This window comes from Pseudomonas sp. NGC7 (assembly GCF_047159675.1).
Lineage (GTDB): Bacteria > Pseudomonadota > Gammaproteobacteria > Pseudomonadales > Pseudomonadaceae > Aquipseudomonas > Aquipseudomonas kermanshahensis.
In genome coordinates this window covers 15,251-32,953 of the sequence record NZ_BAAFZY010000001.1, presented here as the reverse complement: position 1 = coordinate 32,953, position 17,703 = coordinate 15,251, and the positions used below count along the sequence as shown (strand labels likewise).

Here is a 17,703-nt window from a genome sequence, read left to right as displayed (position 1 = left end):
GTTGCCACTGGTCCCGAAAACTCGGGGGTTTACTGCTCCATCGTCCAGCATATCCGGGTTGTAAAAATCTGCCTGGGAGGGCGCCAGACGGTTGATCTCCGTATCAACCGTGCCAGCACCGGCCCCTGTGGCCGAGGTTTTGTCAGATCTGCATCGCCATCCCTTCCACATTCATCGCCGCCTGGCGCAACGCCTCGGAGCGGGTCGGGTGCGGGTGGCAGGTGAGGGCGATGTCCTCTGCCGACGCCGAGAACTCCATGGCCACGCAGAATTCACCGATCATCTCACTGACACTCGGGCCCACCAGGTGCACGCCCAGTACCTCGTCGGTGTTGGCATCGGCGAGCACCTTGGCGAACCCTTCGGTCTCATGGTTGATCTTGGCGCGGCTGTTGGCGGTGAAGGGGAACTTGCCCACCTTGTAGGCGCGGCCTTCGGCCTTGAGCTGTTCTTCGGTCTTGCCGACGCTGGCCAGCTCGGGGCGGGTATAAATGACACCGGGGATCAGGTTGTAGTTGACCTCATGGGCCTTGCCGGCGATGCGCTCGATGCACGACACCGCTTCATCTTCAGCCTTGTGCGCCAGCATCGGGCCTGAGGTGACATCGCCGATCACCCAGATGCCAGGCACCGAGCTGCGGTGATGATCGTTGCTGAGCATGCCGCGCTTGTCGGTCGCCAGGCCTACGCTTTCCAGGTTCAGGCCCTGAGTGTAGGGGCGGCGACCGATGGCCACCAGCACGTAGTCGGCCTGCAAGGTTTGTGCGTCGCCACCGGCGGCGGGCTCCAACGTCAGGCTGACGCCATCGGCCGACGAGGTGGCCTGGGTGACCTTGCTGCCGAGCTTGAAGCTCATGCCTTGCTTGGCCAAGGCCTTCTGCAAGGTCTTGGCGGTTTCTTCATCGGTGCCCGGGCAGATGCGGTCGAGGTATTCGATGACAGTCACTTCGCTGCCCAGGCGGCGCCATACCGAACCCAGCTCGAGGCCGATGACGCCGGCGCCGATGACGATCAGGTGCTTGGGCACCTGGGGCAGGGACAGGGCACCGGTCGAATCGATGATGCGCTGATTGTCGATGGTCACGCCTGGCAGGGGCGTGGGCTCGGAGCCGGTGGCAATGACGATGTCCTTGGCGTGAAGGGTGCTTTCGCTGCCGTCCTCGGCCTTGACCACGACTTTGCCAACGCCATCCAGACGCCCCCAACCCTTGACCCAGTCGACCTTGTTCTTGCGGAACAGGTACTCGATGCCCTTGGTCAGGCCGGTAACGCTCTCGTCCTTCTGCTTCATCATCTGGGCGAGGTTCAAGGTGGGCTTCACTTCGATACCGAGGTGGGCGAACTCCTCGCCGCTGGCGGCCTCGTACAGCTCGGATGCATGCAGCAGCGTCTTGGACGGCATGCAGCCGACATTGAGGCAGGTGCCGCCCAAGGTCGAGCGGCCTTCCACACAGGCAACGGTCAGGCCCAGCTGGCCTGCACGGATTGCCGCGTTGTAGCCGCCAGGGCCACCGCCAATGATCACCACGTCATAGGATTTCATGGGTTCAACTCCAGGATGAAGAAGCGCGAGAGGGGCACAAGGTTAGTCTGTGCGTTTAAAGTTGTATACAATCTGCGTGTCTTTCATGTCTGTTTGTTCTAGACCATCGTCGTGTAAAGCCCAAAATCGGCACCAATGAACTACCCTGATCCGGAGGCGTCCGAAATTATGAGGCGTGACGCCCCGTTACCTGAAGGGAGGGTCATTGATGCTTGCGCAACTTCCACCTGCGTTGCAGAGCCTGCACTTACCTTTGCGTCTGAAGTTGTGGGACGGCAACCAGTTCGATCTTGGGCCCAGCCCGCAAGTCACGATCCTGATCAAGGAGCCTCAATTGATCAGCCAGCTGACCCACCCGAGCTTGAACGAGCTGGGTGAGGCTTTCGTTGAAGGCAAGCTGGAGCTTGAAGGCGATATCGGCGAGGTCATTCGGGTATGCGACGAACTCAGCGAGGCGCTGCTGAGTGACGACGAGGACGCTGTTCCACAGCGTACCGCCCATGACAAACACACCGATGCCGAAGCCATTTCCTACCACTACGACCTGTCCAACGCGTTCTACCAGCTGTGGCTGGACCCGGACATGGCCTACTCCTGTGGCTACTTCCGTGAGCCAGACAACACCCTGGCCCAAGCCCAACAGGACAAGTTCGATCACCTGTGCCGCAAGTTGCGCCTGCAGGCCGGCGACTACCTGCTGGACGTCGGCTGTGGCTGGGGCGGCCTGTCACGCTTCGCCGCGCGCGAATACGGTGCCAAGGTATTCGGCATTACCTTGAGCAAGGAGCAACTCAAGCTGGGCCGTCAGCGGGTGAAGGAGGAAGGGCTGGCCGAGCAGGTCGACCTGCAGATCCTCGACTACCGTGACCTTCCCCAGGATGGGCGTTTCGACAAGGTGGTCAGTGTCGGCATGTTCGAACACGTGGGGCATGCCAACCTGCCGTTGTATTGCCAGAAGCTGTTCGGTGCCGTGCGCGAAGGTGGCTTGGTGATGAACCATGGCATCACCGCCAAGCATGTGGATGGCCGGCCGGTAGGGCGGGGGGCAGGGGAGTTCATCGACCGTTATGTGTTCCCCCATGGCGAGCTACCCCACCTGTCGATGATCAGTGCGAGCATCTGTGAAACAGGGCTCGAGGTGGTCGATGTAGAAAGCCTTCGCCTGCATTATGCCAAGACCTTGCACCACTGGAGCGAGAACCTGGAGAACCAGCTGCACCGCGCCGCGGCGATGGTGCCGGAAAAGACCTTGCGTATCTGGCGGCTGTACCTGGCCGGTTGTGCCTATGCCTTTGAGAAGGGCTGGATCAACCTGCACCAGATTTTGGCTGTGAAGCCCTATGCCGATGGTCACCATGACCTGCCTTGGACCCGCGAGGATCTTTACCGCTGAACGTCCAATCTTTGTAGGAGCAGCCTTGTGCTGCGAAGAGGCCGGGGCAAACACCCTCGATTGCGGGTGCCTGCACCGGCCTCTTCGCAGCACAAGGCTGCTCCTACAGAGATTGAGTAAGCTTGAAACTCAACTCAAAGAATCGGCGAGATCAACCGGGCTATTCGCATCCCAAGCTGTTGCAGCCGATGGGTATCGAGACTGTCTTCTGGGGTGATTTCCCGGGCTTGATCAAAGTCACGCAGCAGCATCTGTTCGACCTGGTCGGCGAACACGCGATCGACGGTCAGCAAGGTGATTTCGAAGTTCAGGCGGAACGAACGGTTATCCAGGTTCGCACTGCCGATCGCGCTGACCTCGTCATCTACCAGCACCACCTTCTGGTGCAGAAAGCCCGGCAAGTAACGGAACATGCGCACACCGGCACGTACGGCTTCGAAGGCAAACAGGCTGGAGGCCGCGTAGACAATCCGGTGGTCGGGCCGTGACGGAATGAGGATGCGCACATCCACACCGCGCAGAACCGCCAGACGCAACGCGGCAAAAACGGCCTCGTCCGGGATGAAGTAGGGGCTGGTGATCCACACCCTGCGTGTCGCCGAATGGATCGCTTCGAGGAAGAACAGCGAGCAGGTTTCCTGCGGGTCTGCCGGCCCGCTGGCGAGGGCTTGGCACAGTACGCCGTTCTCCGGGTAGGTGTCGGGCAGGATCAACGGCGGCAGCTGGCGCGTCGCCCAGTACCAGTCTTCGGCGAACGACTCCTGCAAACAGGCCAGTACCGGGCCACCGATCTGCACATGGGTATCGCGCCAGGGCGACAGTTGCGGGTGCTCACCCAGGTACTCGTCACCCACGTTGTGCCCGCCGATGAAACCCGTCAGGCCATCCACCACCACGATCTTGCGGTGGTTGCGGAAGTTGATCTGAAAGCGGTTGAACCAACCACGGCGTGTAGCGAAGGCATGAATCTCCACGCCACCGTCACGCAGTACCTGGCTGTAGCTGGCCGGCAAGGCATGGCTGCCGACGCGGTCATACAGCACGAAAACCTTCACGCCTTCAGCCGCTTTGCGCAACAGCAACTGCTGCAGTGCCTTGCCCAACGTGTCGTCGTGGATGATGAAGAACTGTACCAGCACCACGTCGCGGGCTTGATGGATGGCGGCGAAGATGGCATCGAAAGTCGCCTTGCCGTCGATCAACAGCTTTACCTGGTTGTTCGCCAGGCAAGGCATGCGCCCAAGTTTGGGCATGGCGCGCAGGGCGGCATAGCTTTCCGACTCGCGGGCGGTGAGGGCCTCTTCTACCCAGGGGCGCCAGTTCAGGTTGGCCATGGCCACGTGCATTTCCTGGTTGGCCTGGCGCCGTGCCTTGATGTAGGCATAGAAGGAGCGGGCACCGAAGATCAGGTAGGGGATGAGCGTCAGGTAGGGAATGAAGACCAGGGGCATGGCCCAGGCAATCGCACCTTGAGCGGTGCGCACGGTGAACACTGCATGCAGTGCGGCGACGATGCCCAACAGGTGAATCAGGCCGAGCACATAACCGAAGAAGTAGGGGCTGTGGTAATCCATATGCATCCTGCTTGCCGAGTACACTGTGGGTAACAGAACACGTTCCAGGTGCGGCTTGCAACCTGCAGCTGGATTTGGCGTCTAAGCCTCAGCCCGGCCCGTTGGCCGGTTTTTTCCAGGAGCGTTCGTCCATGAAGATTCGTCTGCCACTGTTGGCGTTGGCCCTTGGCCTGAGCAGCCCATTGGTGCATGCACAGATGTTGCAGCCCGGCTTGTGGGAGCTGACCACCAGCAACATGCAGGTCGATGGCAAGCCGTTACCCGACATGGAGTTCATGCTCGGCCAGTTGAAAAACCTACCGCCAGAGCAGCGCGCCATGATGGAAGGAGTACTGGCCAAACAGGGTGTGACAGTGGGGGGCAAGGGCGTGCGCTCGTGCCTGACGCAAGAGCAGGTGGCAACCAACGATATCCCGCTGCAAGACCCGAAGTCGGGTTGCACGCAGAAGATTACCGACCGCACCGGTAATGTCTGGAAGTTCCAGTTCAGCTGCCCCAAGGCTCAGGGCACTGGGCAGGCTACCTTCCTCAGTGATAAGGAATTCACCACCCAGGTCAGTGGTACGTTCAACGCATCGGGGGTGCAGCAGCAAGGCAGCATGAACACCCGAGCCGTCTGGTTGGGCAATGATTGTGGCGCGGTCAAACCGCGCACGTGAGGTTCCATTGCCATTGGCTGGTGGCGACTGCGTCGTGGGCATGCAGGCTCTCTGCATGTTCCACGCGCAGCTTGAAGGCCGTGGCCCATTCTATTTGTCGCAACGATTGATGCAGTCGTCGTGCGGCGTCTTCGCAGAACATGAGGTTCTGCCCGTTGGCCAATGCGAACGCTTGTTCGTCTGCGCGCTTAACCGCCGTTTGCACGGCTGTTCCCAAGCTGGCCTCGACACGGTCGATCAACTCGGTAATCGGGAGCGCTAGCAAATTACGTTTCAGGCGCACGTGAATTTTCGCGCTACTGCGTTGGCTATGGGGCGTCGCAACAATGCCCTGGCTGCTGCCCAGCCACTCCAACACACTGTCTTTATCCAAGCGCCCCTCTGCAAAGTCCGCCTGAAACTGCTGCTGAATCAGCTGCCTTGCGAGTGCTGCAGAGCACGGGCACGTCGATGAGTAAGGCACAGAAACAAATAGTTCCACGTGGAACACTTCACTTTCGATGCGGGCATCGAGGGTAATCGGATAGCTTTTCCAACCTGCCAATGGGCTGATCAGAGCTGGCCGTTTCAGCAGGTGCTCGAAGGTTAGGCGCAGATAGGCAGCGGAAGAGAGCCCTTCATGGCTGCTCAGAAAATCTGCCAGTAGCTGACGAATCGCTAAGGGAGTGAGTGGTTGATGCTCCAGTGATTCCAATGCCAAGTACAGGCGCGACATGTGGATACCACGTGAGCTGCCGTCCACCAGGCTCACGCCCCCGTCGACAGTGGCAGCGGCTGTGCGACCTTCGAATTGCACAGGCACAGCGATCCCGCACATACCTACCCAGTCGAGGGGTAAGGCGTACTGTTGAGCTTGTGCGGCGATGTCGGGAAGCGTGAGTTGGGTCATGTGTCATTCCAAACGAAAAGGTTTCAGCGGCAACCGCCGATCAAGCTGCAGTGCAGGTTGAAGCGCTGCCCACTGGAGCTGGACACCCGGTTCAACGTAGTCCAGCCGATACGGCGGCTATAGCCCACCCAAGCCTCACCGTCGCTGGCCAGGCCGGTGTAGAAGGTCAACCCACCATAGCGGCTGTTGGTTTGCGCCCATGAACGGCGGCTCACGTGCTCATAGCCACGCAGATAGAACGTGCTGCCTTCAGTGCGCACACTGTAGTAACTGCCCTTGCCATCCTGGCAGGCCAACAATGTCGCGCTGCGGGTACACAGTGCCAACGGGTTGCTCTGTGGCATGGCTAGCAGCGTTGCGGGCATGGCCAGCAACAGCATCAGCACAGCGCGTAGAGGCTTCATTTTCATCTCCGGCGATCACTCTTCCGACGAGAACAGCTTGGCGAAATTGTATTGTTACTTTATAACATTATGCAATGCATCGTTTCGAATGCGTCTGCCTGAAGAGGTTTCGCCATGCCCAACCGTCTCCCCGTTACCGTGCTGTCTGGCTTTCTTGGCGCCGGCAAGAGCACCTTGCTCAACCATGTACTGCGTAACCGCGACAACCTGCGCGTCGCGGTGATCGTCAATGACATGAGTGAAATCAACATCGATGCCAGCGAGGTGCAACGCAACGTAAGCCTGAACCGCGCAGAAGAAAAACTCGTCGAGATGAGCAACGGATGCATCTGCTGCACGCTGCGCGAAGACCTGCTCGAGGAAGTGGCGCGGTTAGCTGAAGCGGGGCGCTTCGACTATTTGCTGATCGAGTCCACGGGTATATCCGAGCCGCTACCGGTGGCCGAGACGTTCACCTTTCGCGATGAGCAGGGCCGCAGCCTGTCCGACATGGCCCGGCTGGACACCATGGTCACGGTGGTCGATGGCCTCAACTTTATGCGCGACTACCAGGCAGCGGACAGCCTGGCCAGCCGTGGCGAGACCCTGGGTGATGACGATGAGCGTTCAATCAGCGACCTGCTGATCGAGCAGGTCGAGTTCGCCGACGTGTTGCTGTTGAGCAAGATCGACTTGATCAGCCAGCACGAACGTGAAGAGCTCACGGCCATTTTGCGCAGCCTCAACGCCAAAGCGCAGATTGTGCCCATGGTGATGGGGGAGGTACCGCTGGCGCGCATCCTCGACACGGGCCTGTTCGACTTCGACCAGGCCGCACAAGCCCCGGGCTGGCTGCAGGAACTGCGTGGCGAGCATGTGCCGGAAACCGAAGAGTACGGCATCGCCGCCAGCACCTGGCAAGCGAGGCGCCCACTTCATCCACAACGCTTTTTCGACTTTATCCACAAGCCCTGGAGCAACGGCAGGCTGCTGCGCTCGAAGGGTTTTTTCTGGCTGGCCAGCAAGTATCAGGAGGCCGGTAGCTGGTCTCAGGCAGGGGGCATGATGCGCCATGGCATGGCCGGTCGCTGGTGGCGATTTGTACCGCGTGAACAGTGGCCGCAGGATGTGGATAACGCCGAGGCGATACTGAAATACTGGAATGAGGAGGCGGGTGACTGCCGCCAGGAGTTGGTGTTCATCGGGCAAAATATCGACTTCGAAAAGTTATCCACAGAGCTTGAACGCTGCCTGTTGACGGATGCAGAAATGGAATTGGGCCCGATGGGTTGGTTGCGTCTGCCCGATCCATTCGGCCCTTGGCATGAAGAGGCGGCAGCATGAACCTCGCGCGTAGCCCTGTGGATATCTTTCAGGTGTTCGGTGATTCGCCCCAGGTGCTGACCGAGGTTCTGCAGGACGGCGTGAACCTGGCGGTATGGCGTCGGCGCTTGCCGGCCCAACTTGAGGATTTTGCACAGCTGGTCATCAGCCTCGGCCAACCCTTGGCTGACCAGCGCGTAATCGATGTGGACGAACAGCAGATGCCGGCGTTGACCGGCCTGTTGCGCGAAGCTGCCGACCTGCAAGGCTATGAGAGCTTCGTCGCCGATGTCAGCTGGCTAGTGGCTGCCTATACCTGCCTGCTCGGCGCGCGCCGAGTGGGCCTGCGCCTGCGTGTGCTGCAAGGGCCGATGTGCCCGCGCTTCCATGTGGACCACGTGCCGGTGCGCTTGCTTACCAGCTATGCAGGCCCCGGTAGCGAGTGGCTGAAAGAAGGCGCTGTGGATCGGCGCGAACTACACCAGGCCGTGCCACCTGTGGATAACATTCAGTGCCTGCAGGCAGGCGAAGTGGCCGTGCTGAAAGGCGAAAAGTGGCAGGGCAACGAGGGCGCTGGGTTGGTTCATCGCTCACCCTCCGGGCGTCAAGGGCGCTTGTTGCTCAGCCTTGACTGGCTGGCGTGACGGCGCATAGTGAGGCGAACCCCCAGCCTGAAGCCATGCCATGTTGCAGAACATCCCTACCCACGTGATTGCCGGCCCACTGGGCGCCGGCAAGACCACGCTCATCCGTCATTTGCTGGCCCAACGCCCCGCCGGTGAGCGTTGGGCCGTGTTGATCAATGAGTTCGGCCTGGTGGGGCTCGATGCCGCCTTGCTTAGCCGCGACGAGGACGGCATCGCCATCGGTGAAGTCGCGGGGGGCTGCCTGTGCTGCGTCAATGGCATGCCGTTCCAGGTGGGTTTGGGCCGGCTGTTGCGCAAGGCCCGACCTGATCGATTGTTCATAGAGCCCTCCGGCCTAGGCCATCCGTTGCAGTTGCTCGCTCAACTTCAGCAAGCGCCTTGGGTTGGAGTGCTGACAATCCAGCCATTTCTCATGGTTGTGGATGCTCAGAAAATGCTCCGCGACGAGCCGCTTCCAGAGGCTCAACTGCACGCTTTCGAGGCCTGCAAGACAGTGGTTTTCAACAAATCTGAGGCTGTGGATGAATATCATAGATTGTTGATAACTAAGAAATTTCCACAAAAAGATATCCTTTGGACAAGCCAGGGAATGCTGCCCATTTCGCGGCTTCCGATTTCATCCACAGGGGCTATTTCGCCGCCAGATGTGGATAACAGGATTGTCGACAATCTGGGAAATACGCCTGCAACCCTATTGAATAAGCCCAATGAGCCGATCTGCAGTGCGCAGCAAGGGGAGGGAGGTTGGAGTATTGGCTGGCGCTGGCATCCCAGTCAGCAATTTTATCCACAACGCCTATTAGCGTTTTTGCACGCCTGGCCGTGGCGCCGTGCCAAGGGAGTTATCCACACAGGGCAAGGTTGGCAGTCTTTCAATGGGCTGGACGGGGTGCTGCCGCAGTGGCAGCCGAGCGACTGGCGCAGGGATACGCGCATCGAGCTGATTTTTGATCACGCCCAACCGCAGCCGGCCCTGGAGGCCGGCTTGAAGGAATGCCTTATGCGTTGATCAGCGCCAGCGGTTGTGCTCTTGGCGCCACTGCTGCATCTCGATCACATTGTCAGTGCGCGGTGGCGTCTTGATCTCGAACGGGTAGGGTGCCAGTTCGATCTGCACGCTGTGGGCGCCGAACTGGGTGACGGTGCCGGGGTGACGCTGCTCACCCGTCACGGTGAACTCGAAGGCATAGATGCGCGCCAGGCGCTTTTTGCCGTTGGCGTCACGGACAAAGGCGATGCGCTTGAGGGCAACGGCATCGTCGAGCAGTTCGAGGTCGAGCTTGGCGCAATGCTGCTTGACCCGCTCCAAGGCTTTCTCGCGCAACCCATGGTTGTGCCACAACCAAGCGCCTGCCGTGGCGACCAGCATCAGGACGAAGAGATTCTCCAGGGTCAACATTTGCGTATGCTCCAAACAGGTCGAACCAGCTTAACTGCGTCCCTGGCCTGTCGTACAGGTGGCAATCGAGTTCATACTGCGCTGCGCACAATCCTTGAAACAGCTTTGGAAATCTCCCGCATGAAACGTACCCCGCACCTGCTCGCCATCCAGTCACATGTGGTGTTCGGCCACGCCGGCAACAGCGCCGCGGTGTTTCCCATGCAGCGTATTGGGGTCAATGTCTGGCCGCTCAATACCGTGCAGTTTTCCAATCATACTCAGTATGGCCAGTGGGCAGGCGACGTGCTTGCTCCAGCGCAAATTCCTGCGTTGGTGGAAGGCATTTCCAACATCGGCGAGCTGGGCCACTGCGATGCGGTGCTTTCTGGCTACCTGGGCAGTGCCGAACAGGGGCGGGCGATCCTGGCGGGGGTCGAGCGCATCAAGGGTGTGAACCCCAAAGCGCTGTACCTGTGCGACCCGGTCATGGGCCACCCCGAGAAAGGCTGCATCGTGCCGCAGGAAGTGAGCGAGTTTCTGCTTGAAGAAGCGGCCGTCCGGGCCGACATCCTTTGCCCTAATCAGCTGGAGCTGGACAGTTTTTGTGGCCGCCGTGCGCAGTCGCTGGAAGATTGCGTGCAGATGGCGCGCAGCCTGCTCGCGCGCGGGCCGAGAGTGGTGCTGGTCAAGCACCTGGCGTATCCCGGGCGCGCCGAGGACCAGTTCGAGATGCTGTTGGTGACCGCCGAAGACAGCTGGCACCTGCGCCGCCCGCTGCTGGCTTTTCCGCGTCAGCCGGTGGGCGTGGGCGACCTGACGTCCGGCCTGTTCCTGGCCCGTGTGCTACTTGGCGACACGTGGCTGCAGGCGTTCGAGTTCACGGCCTCGGCAGTGCATGAAGTGCTGCTCGAAACCCAGGCCTGTGCCAGCTACGAGCTGCAGCTGGTGCGGGCCCAGGATCGTATCGCCCACCCGCGCGTGCGCTTCGAAGCGCAGCGCCTGGCGCTTTAGACGGCGTCGGTCTTGAGGTCCTGGTAGCGCTTTTCCAGCTCCTGGCGGATTTGCCGGCGTTGCTGGCCCTGCAGGAACCGGCGCTTCTCCTCGCTGCTGTGCGGTTGGCGCGGCGGCACCGCTACCGGGCGGCGGTTGTCATCGACCGCCACCATGGTGAAGAAGCAGCTGTTGGAATGGCGTACCGAGCGTTCCCGGATGTTTTCGGTCACCACCTTGATGCCCACCTCCATCGAGGTGTTGCCGGTGTAGTTGACCGATGCGAGGAACGTCACCAGTTCACCCACGTGCACGGGTTCACGGAAGATCACCTGGTCGACCGACAGGGTCACCACGTAGCTGCCGGCGTAGCGGCTTGCACAGGCATAGGCGACTTCGTCCAGGTATTTGAGCAAGGTGCCGCCATGCACGTTGCCGGAGAAGTTGGCCATGTCCGGGGTCATCAGGACGGTCATGCTCAGCTGGGCGTTTCCAGGTTCCATAGTGTGCTCACGGTGAGGTTGCGCTGAATCGGGGCGGGTATCTGCTGACACGTTCTGTTTCCCCTCTTTGAGTTTGCCTGCCTGGTACGGGACGTTGGCTGATGCGCCATGGTCACGCTGATCACGCCATCGGCGGCGGTTAACCTGCCGATCTGTTTCTACATATTGCACCGGCGTTATGCGGCGGGGTGCGATGTTAACCTGAGTACGCCCATGCAACATGGGCTTTCCTGCATTCAATACAGTATGTACTTGCTGCTCGCTCGGTTTGCCTTGGCAGAGGAGCGGTCTGCCCGGGCATTCGATAAAAGGAGTATCGCGCCATGCATGCCATCAGCTTCATCCAGGACCTGGCAGTGATCATGCTGGTTGCCGGGGTGGTCACGATTCTCTTCCACCGCCTCAAGCAACCCGTCGTGTTGGGCTATATCGTCGCCGGCTTCATCATCGGCCCACACACACCGCCGTTTGGCCTGATCCACGATGAAGACACCATCAAGACCCTCGCCGAGCTCGGGGTGATCTTCCTGATGTTCTGCTTGGGGCTCGAGTTCAGCCTGCGCAAGCTGTTCAAGGTCGGCGCCACAGCGTTTATCGCGGCGTTCCTGGAAATCGTGCTGATGATCTGGATCGGGTTCGAGATCGGTCGCTGGTTCGGTTGGAACACCATGGATTCGTTGTTCCTCGGCGCTATCCTGGCGATCTCCTCGACCACCATCATCGTCAAGGCGCTCAACGACCTGAAGATGAAGAACGAGCGCTTCGCTCAACTGATATTCGGCGTGCTGATCGTCGAGGATATCCTCGGTATCGGCATCATCGCCTTGCTCTCGGGCATCGCCGTCAGCGGCACAGTCAGCTCTGGCGAGGTGTTTTCCACGGTCGGCAAACTGTCGCTGTTCATGATTGTCGCGCTGGTCATCGGCATCTTGCTGGTGCCGCGGCTGTTGGCCTATGTGGCGAAGTTCGAAAGCAACGAGATGTTGCTGATTACCGTGTTGGGCCTGTGTTTCGGGTTCTGCCTGCTGGTGGTGAAGCTGGAATACAGCATGGTCCTGGGCGCCTTCCTGATTGGCGCGATCATGGCCGAGTCGCGCCAGCTGCTGAAGATCGAGCAACTGATCGAGCCGGTACGTGACCTGTTCAGCGCCATTTTCTTTGTCGCCATCGGCCTGATGATCGACCCTCAGGTACTGATCGACTACGCCTGGCCGATCGTGGTCATCACCTTGGCGGTAGTACTTGGCAAGATGCTGTCCTGTGGCATGGGGGCGTTTATCGCGGGCAATGATGGCCGCACTTCGTTGCGTGTCGGCATGGGGCTTTCGCAGATCGGCGAGTTCTCGTTCATCATCGCCGCGCTGGGCATGACCCTGCAGGTCACCAGCGATTTTCTTTATCCGGTGGCGGTTGCTGTTTCGGCCATTACCACACTGCTGACGCCTTATCTGATCCGTGCGGCCGACCCCCTGTCATTGAAGCTGGGTAAGGTGGTGCCGAGCCGTCTGGCGCGTGTGCTGTCGCTGTATGGCGAATGGCTGCGCAACATTCAGCCGCAAGGTGAGGGTGCCATGCTGGCAGCCATGATCCGCCGCATCCTGTTGCAGGTTGGCGTTAACTTGGCACTGGTGATTGCCATCTTCTTCACCGGTGGTTACTTCGCTGGGCGCATTGGCAATTGGCTCAGTGAGTGGTTCACCGATGTCAGCCAGCAAAAGGCGGTGATCTGGGGGGCGGCTTTGCTGCTGTCGCTGCCGTTCCTGATTGCGGCCTATCGCAAGCTCAAGGCGCTGTCGATGCTGCTGGCGGAAATGGGCGTTAAGCCTGAAATGGCGGGGCGTCACACCCAGCGTGTGCGGCGTGTGATTGCCGAGGTGATCCCGCTGCTGTCGCTGCTGGTGATCTTCCTGCTGTTGTCGGCGCTGTCGGCGAGCATCCTGCCTACCAGTGAACTGCTATTGGTCATTGCGGTGGTGGCGGCAGTGGTGGTGGCTTTACTGTGGCGTTGGTTTATCCGCGTGCACACGCGCATGCAGATTGCCTTGCTAGAGACGCTGGAGAACAGCCGCGAGAATTCGCACTGAGGAAGGTAATGCTCCCTGCGCAAGATTTCACCGTCGTCCGAGGGGATGGAGCGGTAGCGATGTCGCCAGGCGCAGAAAGCCTGGCGATTTTAATCGCATTAATGGCCCTGAGCCATAAATTTTCCTGGCGGTATTTCTGATGCTTTTGTAGGAATAATCAGCTTTCCAGCCAGACGTCCCGCGCCCAGTGCCAGACCGACTCCCAGCTGTCTTCAAGGACGATTTCTTCTTCGGCGTCCCACAGCACGACAGTGCCGTCTTCTTCCACGCAGTAATAGTTATCACCGTCCTGGCAGATCGGGATCAGTTCGCGCGGCACGCCGGCATCCCAGGCATTGGATGCAACATCTGGCAGGTAGGTATGCGACTGTGGGTCGGTAACCGTGACCGGTTCCAGGGAACCGTAGACCACATCACTGACGTTCAGCAGGAACTCCTTGAACACGAAGGGAATGTTGATGAACAGCTGCTCTTCGATTTCTACCAGCTGATCTTCATCGGGAAGCTCCAAAGGTACCGGTACCGGTTCATTGGCTTCACGGAGTTGTTCGATCACTTCTTCCACGGTTCACTTCCTCTTACCTGATGACAACGCTGCGCGTTATACCCTAGTAGCCCAGTGTGGCAAAAGCAAAAACCCCGGGACAAGGCCCGGGGTTTTTGTAGTGCGCCTGTCGGTTAGCCGTTTTGACGGATACCGGCGACCAGCCAAGGCTGGTTCTCGCCCTGGGCGCGAACCATGTGCCAGCTTTCGCTGAACACTTCGCCCTGGTCGAAGCGCGAGGTCTTCGACACGCCACGGAAGGTCAGGGTGGCGTCGGTACGGTCGGCGCGGTCGTCTACACCGTCCAGCTGCACTTCGAGGTTGTCGATGTAGGTGGCCTGGAAGCCATCACCCAACTCGGCACGTTCGCGCTTGAGGAACTCGAGCATCTGCGGCGTGACGAACTCGGCGATCTTGTCCATCTCGTTGGCATCCCAGTGCTGCTGCAGCGACTGGAAGTGGCTTTGTGCGGCAGCCAGGAAGCTCTGCTCGTTGAACCAGGCCGGTGCGTTGATCACCGGAGCGGCTGCAGCGGCAGGTGCGGCCGAGCCACCGAAGACCGACGGCTGGGCAGGCTGTGCGTGGGCTTCACGCTGGAACGGCGCATGGCCCGGTGCGGCCATTTGCGGCTGCTGCTGGCGGCGACGCGCGGCAATGAAGCGGAACACCAGGAAGGCGATCAGGCCCATGATCAGGAAGTCCATGATCTGCATGCCCTGGAAGCCGTCACCCATGAACATGGAGGCCAGCAGGCCACCGGCGGCGAGGCCGGCCAGTGGGCCCAGCCAGCGCGAAGCACCGCTGGCGGCAGCCGGTGCACGGCCTGGCGCGGTCGGCGCGGCGGCAGGCGTGGTTGGCGTGGCCTGACGGGTCTGGTGAATAGGCGCGGAGCCCGAGCTCTTGCCGCCGCCGAACCGCTTGGCGTTGGCGTCCAGGCTCAGCGTCAAGCCGACGCAGAGCGCCAGAGCGATGCTAAGAAAACGTTGCATAAGTGGGATATCCCCTGTTGTGGATTGCACGCGCGTCATGGTGCACAGGTTCCCGGGCACATGACCAGCGACATAATGTTTCGAGCTTTTGCCTGAATGTTACAAGGCGCTGCCTACACCGCCTCGAGCTTGGCATACCCCAGCATCAGCCACTTGCTGCCTTCGGCAAAATTCACCTGCACACGGGCCTGGGCGCCAGAGCCTTCGAAGTTGAGGATAACCCCTTCGCCGAACACCGCATGCTGCACCCGCTGCCCGAGATTGAAGGCGGTTTGCGGAATGTTGGCATTGGCGAACAGGTTGCTGGTGGTGGCCTTCGCCCCGCCGAACGGGCGGCTGACACTGTTGGACAGGCGCACTTCCTGGACCAGGCCTGCCGGAATTTCGCGTACGAAACGCGACACCTTGTTGTAGGTCTCGCTGCCATACAGGCGACGTGTCTCGGCGTAGGTCATGACCAGCTGGCGCATGGCGCGGGTAATGCCCACGTAGGCCAGGCGGCGTTCCTCTTCAAGGCGGCCAGGCTCTTCCAGGCTCATCTTGTGCGGGAACAGGCCTTCTTCCATGCCCACCAGGAACACGTAGGGGAATTCCAGGCCTTTGGCGCTGTGCAAGGTCATCAGCTGAATGCTGTCTTCATGCTCGTCGGCCTGGGTATCGCCCGCTTCGAGCGATGCATGGCCAAGGAAGGCGGAGAGCGGCGAGAGGTCGGCGTCTTCGTCGCTGGACTCGAAGTTGCGCGCAGCGCTGACCAGTTCCTCAAGGTTTTCTACCCGCGCCTGGCCCTTTTCACCCTTTTCTTCCTGGTGATAGAGGATCAGGCCGGACTGTTCGATGGTGACCTGGGTCATGGTATGCAGTGGCATGTCCACAACCTTGGCGGCCAAGCCCTCGATCAACTCGATGAACGCCCCCAGGGCGCTGGCGGCGCGGCCCTTGAGGGCTTTGGCGGCGATCAATTGGCACATTGCCTCCCACATCGACAGCTGGCTGTGGCGGGCGTGGTCGCGGATGGCTTCGACGGTTTTTTCGCCGATACCGCGCGGTGGCACGTTGATGACCCGCTCCAGCGCTGCATCGTTGCCACGGCCTTCGAGCAGGCGCAGGTAGGCCATGGCGTTCTTGATTTCGGCACGTTCGAAGAAGCGCTGGCCGCCGTAGATGCGGTACGGAATGCGTTCGCGCAGCAGGGCTTCTTCCAGTACCCGCGACTGGGCGTTGGAGCGGTACAGAATGGCGATTTCGTTGCGCGCATTGCCTTGCTTGATCAGGCTCTCGATGGTTTCCACCACGTAGCGCGCTTCATCGTGTTCGTTGTAGGCCGCGTACAGGGTCAGCGGTTCGCCTTCGCCCATGTCGGTCCACAGCTCTTTGCCCAGGCGCCCGCTGTTGTTGGCGATCAAGGCGTTGGCGGCCTTGAGGATGCCGCCGGTGGAGCGGTAGTTCTGCTCCAGGCGGATCATCTCGGCGTCGGGGAAGTCGGCTGTGTACTGGTGGATGTTTTCGATCTTGGCGCCGCGCCAGCCGTAGATTGACTGGTCGTCGTCACCCACCGCCATCAGGCTGTCGCCACCGCGCGCGAGCAGGCGCAACCAGGCGTACTGCACGGCGTTAGTGTCCTGGAACTCGTCCACCAGCACATGGCGGAAGCGCCGCTGGTAATGCTCCAGCAGGCCAGGGTGATCGCGCCACAGGTCCAGGGCACGCAACAGCAGCTCGGAGAAGTCGATGACACCGGCGCGCTCACAGGCCTGTTCGTAGGCGGTGTAGACGTCGCGCATGGTCGACAGGAACAGGTCACCGCCGGGCTGGATATGCTGGGGGCGCAGGCCTTCGTCTTTCTGCCCGTTGATGAACCACTGCGCCTGGCGTGCTGGCCACTTCTGCTCATCGAGGCCAAGCTCGCGCATCACCCGCTTGACCAGGCGCTGCTGGTCATCGCTGTCGAGAATCTGGAAGTTCTGCACCAGCCGGGCTTCCTGCCAGTGCGCGCGCAGCAGGCGATGGGCCAGGCCGTGGAACGTGCCCACCCACATGCCCGCCGGGTTTATCCCCAGCAACTGCTCGATCCGCTGGCGCATTTCTGCCGCGGCCTTGTTGGTGAAGGTCACCGACAAGATCGAGTGCGGCGAGGCCTGCTCGACCTGGATCAGCCAGGCGATGCGGTGCACCAGCACGCGGGTTTTACCGGAACCGGCGCCGGCAAGCACCAGTTGACGCCCGAGCGAGGCGGCTACGGCCTGGCGTTGGGCGTCATTGAGGGAGTTCAGCAGGAGGGAGAGGTCATCTGTGCGCATCGGGCCATTCTAGGGCGAGGCAAGGGATGGGGCAAACGTCTACTGTATAAATGTTCACCCTGCAGGCCCACCGTTCATCCGAGTGCCCGAGCAAGGGCCTGCCTTAAAGGCAGGCCGGGTGCTCAGTAGGTCACCATGATCTCGCTGATGCTGGTGATCAGGGCGCCATCGTGAAAGATGTCTACCTTGGGGATGTTGCTGTGGTCGCCTGGCATGTTGAAGCTCACCGGCTTTTGCGTGACCACCTGTGGATAAATGCCTTGGTCGGTTTCGAGCGTCAATTCAAGTGCCAGCGCGAAGGACTTGTCTTGTATCTTGCGCAGGCTCAGGGTCGGGTGGATACCGGGGTGGCCAACCATGACGCTGCCGGATACGCGAAATGCGGTAGCGCCAGGCATGTTGTCCATTTGGGCAACCCAGCCTTTAGTGTCGAGGGTCATGTTTCTGTTCTCCGAAGTTGCGCGACGAAGTGCCGCGTGAGCACAGGGTCATGCACCCACGAAC

Annotated in this window: 17 protein-coding genes; 7 read left to right on the top strand and 10 right to left on the bottom strand. The window is 60.5% G+C overall.

From position 1 onward, the window contains the following. Positions 1-142: 142 nt before the first annotated feature. Positions 143-1,543, bottom strand: a complete 1,401-nt coding sequence (gene lpdA / locus ACMCNM_RS00160; RefSeq protein WP_412763758.1) for a dihydrolipoyl dehydrogenase — start codon at positions 1,541-1,543, stop codon at positions 143-145. Between the two features lie 208 nt (positions 1,544-1,751). Between lpdA and cfaB the strand changes: the two genes are divergently transcribed. Next, positions 1,752-2,936: a C17 cyclopropane fatty acid synthase CfaB gene (gene cfaB, locus ACMCNM_RS00155; RefSeq protein WP_027592085.1), complete on the top strand. Its 1,185-nt coding sequence runs from the start codon at positions 1,752-1,754 to the stop codon at positions 2,934-2,936. A 134-nt stretch (positions 2,937-3,070) separates the two neighbouring features. Here cfaB and cls read toward each other — a convergent pair whose 3' ends face one another. After that, positions 3,071-4,510: a cardiolipin synthase gene (gene cls, locus ACMCNM_RS00150; protein WP_412763757.1), complete on the bottom strand. Its 1,440-nt coding sequence runs from the start codon at positions 4,508-4,510 to the stop codon at positions 3,071-3,073. 131 nt (positions 4,511-4,641) lie between these two features. Between cls and ACMCNM_RS00145 the strand changes: the two genes are divergently transcribed. Next, entirely contained in the window at positions 4,642-5,169 is a 528-nt protein-coding gene (locus ACMCNM_RS00145) for a DUF3617 domain-containing protein (protein ID WP_099430837.1), read from the top strand. Here the strand turns inward: ACMCNM_RS00145 and folE2 are convergent. Further along, complete coding sequence (gene folE2 / locus ACMCNM_RS00140; RefSeq protein ID WP_412763756.1) at positions 5,153-6,058, bottom strand: GTP cyclohydrolase FolE2; 906 nt, start codon at positions 6,056-6,058, stop codon at positions 5,153-5,155. The genes ACMCNM_RS00145 and folE2 overlap by 17 nt on opposite strands. Before the next feature lie 23 nt (positions 6,059-6,081). After that, the gene (locus ACMCNM_RS00135) at positions 6,082-6,462 is read right to left on the bottom strand and encodes a glutamine synthetase (RefSeq protein ID WP_412763755.1); all 381 of its coding nucleotides are present in this window, start codon (positions 6,460-6,462) and stop codon (positions 6,082-6,084) included. A 114-nt stretch (positions 6,463-6,576) separates the two neighbouring features. On the opposite strand from ACMCNM_RS00135, the gene zigA reads away from it, so the two are divergent. From zigA to ACMCNM_RS00120, 3 genes are read left to right on the top strand one after another with little or no spacing between them, the layout of a single operon-like run. Next, positions 6,577-7,785 (top strand): zinc metallochaperone GTPase ZigA, encoded by a 1,209-nt coding sequence (zigA, locus tag ACMCNM_RS00130; protein ID WP_412763754.1) that lies wholly within the window; start codon positions 6,577-6,579, stop codon positions 7,783-7,785. Then, positions 7,782-8,408, top strand: coding sequence for a DUF1826 domain-containing protein (locus tag ACMCNM_RS00125; RefSeq protein ID WP_412763753.1), 627 nt, complete (start codon positions 7,782-7,784; stop codon positions 8,406-8,408). Before zigA ends, ACMCNM_RS00125 begins: the two co-directional genes overlap by 4 nt. Positions 8,409-8,448: 40 nt before the next feature. Next, positions 8,449-9,420 (top strand): CobW family GTP-binding protein, encoded by a 972-nt coding sequence (locus ACMCNM_RS00120; protein WP_412763752.1) that lies wholly within the window; start codon positions 8,449-8,451, stop codon positions 9,418-9,420. On the opposite strand, the gene ACMCNM_RS00115 is transcribed toward ACMCNM_RS00120, so the two are convergent. Beyond that, positions 9,421-9,810, bottom strand: coding sequence for a DUF3301 domain-containing protein (locus ACMCNM_RS00115; RefSeq protein WP_027592093.1), 390 nt, complete (start codon positions 9,808-9,810; stop codon positions 9,421-9,423). A 120-nt stretch (positions 9,811-9,930) separates the two neighbouring features. Here ACMCNM_RS00115 and pdxY point away from each other — a divergent pair, with 120 nt between their 5' ends. Continuing rightward, positions 9,931-10,803, top strand: a complete 873-nt coding sequence (gene pdxY, locus ACMCNM_RS00110) for a pyridoxal kinase PdxY (protein WP_412763751.1) — start codon at positions 9,931-9,933, stop codon at positions 10,801-10,803. Here pdxY and ACMCNM_RS00105 read toward each other — a convergent pair. Continuing rightward, positions 10,800-11,285 (bottom strand): acyl-CoA thioesterase, encoded by a 486-nt coding sequence (locus tag ACMCNM_RS00105; RefSeq protein ID WP_027592095.1) that lies wholly within the window; start codon positions 11,283-11,285, stop codon positions 10,800-10,802. The genes pdxY and ACMCNM_RS00105 overlap by 4 nt on opposite strands. Positions 11,286-11,608: 323 nt before the next feature. Between ACMCNM_RS00105 and ACMCNM_RS00100 the strand changes: the two genes are divergently transcribed. Then, entirely contained in the window at positions 11,609-13,369 is a 1,761-nt protein-coding gene (locus ACMCNM_RS00100; protein ID WP_027592096.1) for a cation:proton antiporter, read from the top strand. A 157-nt stretch (positions 13,370-13,526) separates the two neighbouring features. Here ACMCNM_RS00100 and ACMCNM_RS00095 read toward each other — a convergent pair whose 3' ends face one another. The 4 genes from ACMCNM_RS00095 to ACMCNM_RS00080 all read right to left on the bottom strand — a co-directional run bounded on the left by ACMCNM_RS00095 (position 13,527) and on the right by ACMCNM_RS00080 (position 17,639). Further along, positions 13,527-13,934, bottom strand: a complete 408-nt coding sequence (locus ACMCNM_RS00095) for an SMI1/KNR4 family protein (protein ID WP_412763750.1) — start codon at positions 13,932-13,934, stop codon at positions 13,527-13,529. Positions 13,935-14,047: 113 nt separating this feature from the next. Then, a complete protein-coding gene (locus ACMCNM_RS00090) occupies positions 14,048-14,902 on the bottom strand; it encodes a Tim44 domain-containing protein (RefSeq protein WP_027592098.1) in 855 nt (284 codons plus the stop codon). Between the two features lie 113 nt (positions 14,903-15,015). Continuing rightward, positions 15,016-17,199, bottom strand: coding sequence for a DNA helicase II (gene uvrD / locus ACMCNM_RS00085; RefSeq protein WP_099430829.1), 2,184 nt, complete (start codon positions 17,197-17,199; stop codon positions 15,016-15,018). A gap of 122 nt (positions 17,200-17,321) precedes the next feature. After that, the gene (locus ACMCNM_RS00080; protein WP_027592100.1) at positions 17,322-17,639 is read right to left on the bottom strand and encodes a hypothetical protein; all 318 of its coding nucleotides are present in this window, start codon (positions 17,637-17,639) and stop codon (positions 17,322-17,324) included. Positions 17,640-17,703 lie beyond the last annotated feature (64 nt).

What these genes read in the sequence shown, in the direction of transcription:
- ACMCNM_RS00120 (WP_412763752.1), top strand. Translation starts at nt 8,449, where the DNA reads ATGTTGCAGAACATCCCTACCCACGTGATTGCCGGCCCACTGGGCGCC.
- ACMCNM_RS00145 (WP_099430837.1), top strand. Translation starts at nt 4,642, where the DNA reads ATGAAGATTCGTCTGCCACTGTTGGCGTTGGCCCTTGGCCTGAGCAGC.
- lpdA (WP_412763758.1), bottom strand. Translation starts at nt 1,543, where the DNA reads ATGAAATCCTATGACGTGGTGATCATTGGCGGTGGCCCTGGCGGCTAC.
- ACMCNM_RS00080 (WP_027592100.1), bottom strand. Translation starts at nt 17,639, where the DNA reads ATGACCCTCGACACTAAAGGCTGGGTTGCCCAAATGGACAACATGCCT.
- ACMCNM_RS00100 (WP_027592096.1), top strand. Translation starts at nt 11,609, where the DNA reads ATGCATGCCATCAGCTTCATCCAGGACCTGGCAGTGATCATGCTGGTT.
- ACMCNM_RS00090 (WP_027592098.1), bottom strand. Translation starts at nt 14,902, where the DNA reads ATGCAACGTTTTCTTAGCATCGCTCTGGCGCTCTGCGTCGGCTTGACG.
- ACMCNM_RS00125 (WP_412763753.1), top strand. Translation starts at nt 7,782, where the DNA reads ATGAACCTCGCGCGTAGCCCTGTGGATATCTTTCAGGTGTTCGGTGAT.
- uvrD (WP_099430829.1), bottom strand. Translation starts at nt 17,199, where the DNA reads ATGCGCACAGATGACCTCTCCCTCCTGCTGAACTCCCTCAATGACGCC.
- zigA (WP_412763754.1), top strand. Translation starts at nt 6,577, where the DNA reads ATGCCCAACCGTCTCCCCGTTACCGTGCTGTCTGGCTTTCTTGGCGCC.
- cfaB (WP_027592085.1), top strand. Translation starts at nt 1,752, where the DNA reads ATGCTTGCGCAACTTCCACCTGCGTTGCAGAGCCTGCACTTACCTTTG.
- ACMCNM_RS00115 (WP_027592093.1), bottom strand. Translation starts at nt 9,810, where the DNA reads ATGTTGACCCTGGAGAATCTCTTCGTCCTGATGCTGGTCGCCACGGCA.
- ACMCNM_RS00105 (WP_027592095.1), bottom strand. Translation starts at nt 11,285, where the DNA reads ATGGAACCTGGAAACGCCCAGCTGAGCATGACCGTCCTGATGACCCCG.
- pdxY (WP_412763751.1), top strand. Translation starts at nt 9,931, where the DNA reads ATGAAACGTACCCCGCACCTGCTCGCCATCCAGTCACATGTGGTGTTC.
- ACMCNM_RS00135 (WP_412763755.1), bottom strand. Translation starts at nt 6,462, where the DNA reads ATGAAGCCTCTACGCGCTGTGCTGATGCTGTTGCTGGCCATGCCCGCA.
- folE2 (WP_412763756.1), bottom strand. Translation starts at nt 6,058, where the DNA reads ATGACCCAACTCACGCTTCCCGACATCGCCGCACAAGCTCAACAGTAC.
- cls (WP_412763757.1), bottom strand. Translation starts at nt 4,510, where the DNA reads ATGGATTACCACAGCCCCTACTTCTTCGGTTATGTGCTCGGCCTGATT.